6 protein-coding genes are annotated in these 4,266 nt (G+C 40.4%); all 6 read right to left on the minus strand.

Annotated features, from left to right (window positions below):
• Positions 1-210: 210 nt before the first annotated feature.
• On the minus strand, positions 211-366 hold the full coding sequence (locus tag QQK21_RS21160) for a hypothetical protein (RefSeq protein ID WP_284194157.1): 156 nt from the start codon (positions 364-366) through the stop codon (positions 211-213).
• Positions 367-447: 81 nt separating this feature from the next.
• Complete coding sequence (locus QQK21_RS21165; protein WP_284194158.1) at positions 448-627, minus strand: hypothetical protein; 180 nt, start codon at positions 625-627, stop codon at positions 448-450.
• A 9-nt stretch (positions 628-636) separates the two neighbouring features.
• Positions 637-903, minus strand: coding sequence for a hypothetical protein (locus QQK21_RS21170; protein WP_284194159.1), 267 nt, complete (start codon positions 901-903; stop codon positions 637-639).
• Between the two features lie 125 nt (positions 904-1,028).
• Positions 1,029-1,667, minus strand: coding sequence for a DUF6012 family protein (locus QQK21_RS21175; protein WP_284194160.1), 639 nt, complete (start codon positions 1,665-1,667; stop codon positions 1,029-1,031).
• A 20-nt stretch (positions 1,668-1,687) separates the two neighbouring features.
• Entirely contained in the window at positions 1,688-2,641 is a 954-nt protein-coding gene (locus tag QQK21_RS21180; protein ID WP_284194161.1) for a ParB/RepB/Spo0J family partition protein, read from the minus strand.
• Complete coding sequence (locus QQK21_RS21185; protein WP_284194162.1) at positions 2,641-3,789, minus strand: AAA family ATPase; 1,149 nt, start codon at positions 3,787-3,789, stop codon at positions 2,641-2,643. Before QQK21_RS21185 ends, QQK21_RS21180 begins: the two co-directional genes overlap by 1 nt.
• Between the last annotated feature and the right edge of the window lie 477 nt (positions 3,790-4,266).

Genomic DNA, 4,266 nt, shown 5'->3' on the forward strand with positions numbered 1-4,266 from the left:
CATAAGCTGGATCAACCACTTAAGGAATTAGTTTATGTGTCCAACCATTGGGGTCCACTTCTAAACCATATAGAAGATATTGATCTCTTCATACACGAGATAGAGAAAAACGGGCAAGAGAAGAGTATTCAAAAATTAACTATTTGACCTATTTGTTTGAAAGAATAACCTCACTCATCAGTGAGGTTATTCTTGGTTCAGCAGTGATATTTACAATCTAGATAACTCTTGATAGCAAGCTTTTGCTACGGCTTCACCCATGCTTTGATTTTGCCCATTAAGCCACTCAACAACTAGATGGGCTGGTAAGTAAATAACGTCGGCTAGTTTTTGCGAACGAATAAATGTATAGTCTTGTTCAGACATGGTTAGTCATCTCCTGGCGGGTTTGGTTTTACTGTGTCTCGCCCCACTGTTACAGCAGTGGGGTTTTGCTTTATCTTCCCCTTAATCTGTAAACGGTCTTAAAACATTGCTAACGTCAGCGTTAATGTCATTAAGGCGTTTAACAACCTCAAGAGTCTCTGGAGTTTGATTTTGAGCTAGCTCCATCATCAAAGCGTTAATTTTACGCTGTACATCAGCTTGATTAGTTTGTGCTTGTTCAAAAGCTTCAACAATGTGCATGAATTTCCCCTATGCAATTGCATGATAACGATGATCCCAAAGCAAAGCTTTTGCTTCTTCAATCGTGGGGACTGTATCTACTAACCACGAATCAGATCCATACTCGTCAGGAAGTTTATCTACACAAACTTCAAATCCATCGTTGAAGCGTTTAAATTCACCTACGCAAACAGCCGAATCAGGCAGGCCATAAGTTTTGTAGTGATACAGAAATCCTATTTCATCAGGACAATTGACATTAGGTGCTATTTCAAATTCCTTATCTTTGTATTCCACGACTTTCACTCCTTATTTAGCAGTTATTCAGAAAATTCGTCTGAAAATTTCGGGATGTTGATTGTGCCATTGCCGTTTTTAAACGCGACCGTGGTCCCATTGCCAGTTAACGAGGTTTTACTGGTTCAATGTGCCTTTGAGCGGATAGCATGTTCAAAACTAGGTAATCGTCCATTATCACTAAATGATTCAAACCGTTCTTTTTGGATTGTAGGAAGTGTGAAGGTTTCTTCTCTGCTATGAATTATCCCAAAATTATTTAATTCATCTTCAAAATTAGCACTTCTTTTTCCAGGCATTAGGTCCATTCTCGGTTGTAAGTTTATCGGAGCAGCGGCTTGTAAGTTTTCTCTCGAGGATGGCTTCATGCTTTCAGGCGTTCGAGACTCCCAACTTCCTAAACTTTCACTTGTTGCGTGCCATAAAATCATTGAGTCGCTAACAGCATCGTAATCATTATCAAGAACGCGGTAGTTAACTTTGTGAGTGACAGTTCCTTCATCATCTACCAGCCATTTATTGATAACAGTAAATTTAGAAAGGTGGGTAGGGCTTTCTATGAATAAGCCCTCAATAGCTTTACGACCAATTTTACGGCATCCTACAAAGTAACTTTTATTCGGATATGGTTTACGAGTATCAATGTCTTCACCGTGATTTAGTGTTATATCAAGCTCTGGAATGTGAATTTCAGATAGTGTGCATTTTTGGATAAATGCAAGCTCGGCAGGGCGATATAGTTTTGGTGTTATATGAATAAGCATGTTGTTCTCCTCGCGCATTGTTAGCAGTTATCTAACGCTTCTTTTGAGAGCGTTTGGGAAATGAAGTCCTCGATAGCCTTCAGAGAGTCGTCTGAAACTTTCGGGATGTTGATTGTGGCATTGCCGTTTTTCAATGCGACCGTGGCCCCCATCGCCAGCTTGCGAGGTTTCTCTGGTTCAGGCTTGCTACTACCACACTTCTTAATAAAGAATTCCACCAGATCTTCTGCTGTGTACTTGCCTTTCTCTTTACACCAATTTTCAAAGAAAGTGATTAAACTATCCTGTTGCTGTTCATCCAGTTTTTTGTATGCTTTGAATAGCGTTTCACCCTGTCTGGCGCTCAAGTCGTTAGGGCTAGGTAAAGCTTTGATAAACGGCTTAGGCAGCATTGCTGTATTTACTTCTCGCATCATTGCACGACGACCTTTCCCCACGATCTCTGCTGCTTCCTCTTGGCTTTTGCCACTTTTCAATAAACGTAAGGCCTTTTGACCTTGTTCATATGCTGAGGTTGGTCGGTAATTGTTGCCGACTTCGCTCAGGTAATTCATCTGTTCGTCTGACAGCTCGCCAACCCAAACATAAAAATCACTCTTTGCTGTTATGGCTGTAAAACGACGTCGGCTACCGTCGGCCACCTGAATAACACCGCACTCTTCACGACCAAACGCTGGCACCTCTTGTCCATACTCTTTAAACGTTGGGAGAATGTCTGAAATGGCGAATTCATCGAGTAGCTCTTGATCACGTTCGTTCTCTAGCCAAACCATGGTCGATAGGTCGACTTTTTTAGCCGAAATTTTCTTGAGCGTGAAAGTTATTTCAACGCCCTTAACAGGCTTAGTGAGTGTATTTCCTACCTGCTCATCTAGCTTTTCAGATTTCTTAACGAGAGGCGCCTGGTCTTTCTTTTGCACACGTTGAACAGATACGCTTGATGTTGTTGGTTCTAATTCAATATCACCTTTCATTATTCTTCTCCCCACATTGGTTTGACGATGGTATTAAGAATTTCACTAAATGTGGCATCGTAAATATCGGTTGCTCGCTTCCATGCAGCAGGCGTTCCTCGGTCCTCTGCTTGTTCATAGATGGTTGCCATTTTACGTTGTCCTTTGCCTACTTCGTCAGTGAAGAAAACACCACTATCTAAAGGCATTCCATTCCAAAACTTCTGCATATCTTTTAGGTTTGCTTGGCTTGAGCTGTGCTCAGCACCTAGCTTGGTAGGTAAGACGCGCACATGAGGTTCATGAGTTGTTGACAATCCGTTAGGTGCGTATATGTCTCGAATTAAACCCATGAGCTGGCAGGTTGAGTTCATATCGTTTATTTCAGCAGATGTAGCTATAAGAACTGCATCGCTAGCGCAGATCATGTTTGTTGTTCCCATGCCTAAGTCTGGGTGGCCATCAATAATGATTACGTCGTAGTGGTCACGAATAGTTTGTATACCAGCTTGCAGCATTTGGTGAGCAGGGTACTCGATGTCGGCACTATCCAGCTCACTTTCTATTCTCTGTAGTTGTAGGTTGCTAGGAATAATGTCGAGCTTTGGCCATGCCGTTTCTTTCACGCAGTAGGTTAGATCATCTTTATTTCCTAACATGAATGGCAAGATTGTATCGTCAACAGTTGTGTTTAGTTCAGGATGGTAGCCGAAGTACATGCTTCCATGCGCTTGAGGGTCAATATCAAGAAAACAGACACGGAAGCCTTTGAGGGATAACCATTGTGCAAAGTGGACTGTAGTTGAGGTTTTCCAACACCCACCTTTTCCACCAGGTACGCTAATAACGATTGAACTGGTTTCCATAACTTGATACGGCTGTTTTTGGAAGTAGTCGCGCATGAAGTCTATTTGAGCCAGCGTGTAACCAGCTCTAATAGTTCGTGTTGCATTTGACTCTTTAAGGTCTGGTTTTGGCAGTCGTCCTTCATCCTCAGCTTTAGCAATGGCCTGACGAGTAACGCCTATCATTTCTGCTGCTTCATTGATTCCGAATCGACGCTTTAATATGCGCGACTGAGGCGAATCGTTGCCGAATTTCACTTCTGCTCTAGCTTTTGCCCATTTTGTGTATGAGTCGATACATGATTGCATCTGTTCACTCAACATACCTTTCATCTCCACTTTATGACGGTTTACATTATTTATATAAGTTTACGTAAAAAAAGTAAACCAATTTAAAAGTAGTAAACTTAAAATGTGACATAGAGCGACTAAAATAAGTCTCGATAACACATCTGAATAGATGCTTAGCTTGAAAAATGATAGTAAAAAAAGCGTTGTTTTCTTATTTCCTACTTATATCCCTTTAATAACAATAACTTATAAAAAATTAATCAATATAGGAAGTAGATGCTAGTAGGGTTGTAACTATTACTACGACCGAAACTATAAGGATATGATTAAGTATCAAAATTTAAGCAAGTTAAACAAAAAAATAAAAGTTACAAAAAAATAAATGAAACCAACATGGGCGCGTCAAGGCCAAAATGTTACTCTTAAATAAAAGTGCAATATTTATATATATGTAACGTTACAAATCACTAAGTATTTACGTAAATACTTAGTGATTTGTAACGTTACATA

Origin of the sequence: Vibrio zhanjiangensis (genome assembly GCF_030161235.1) — a bacterium.
Lineage (GTDB): Bacteria > Pseudomonadota > Gammaproteobacteria > Enterobacterales > Vibrionaceae > Vibrio > Vibrio zhanjiangensis.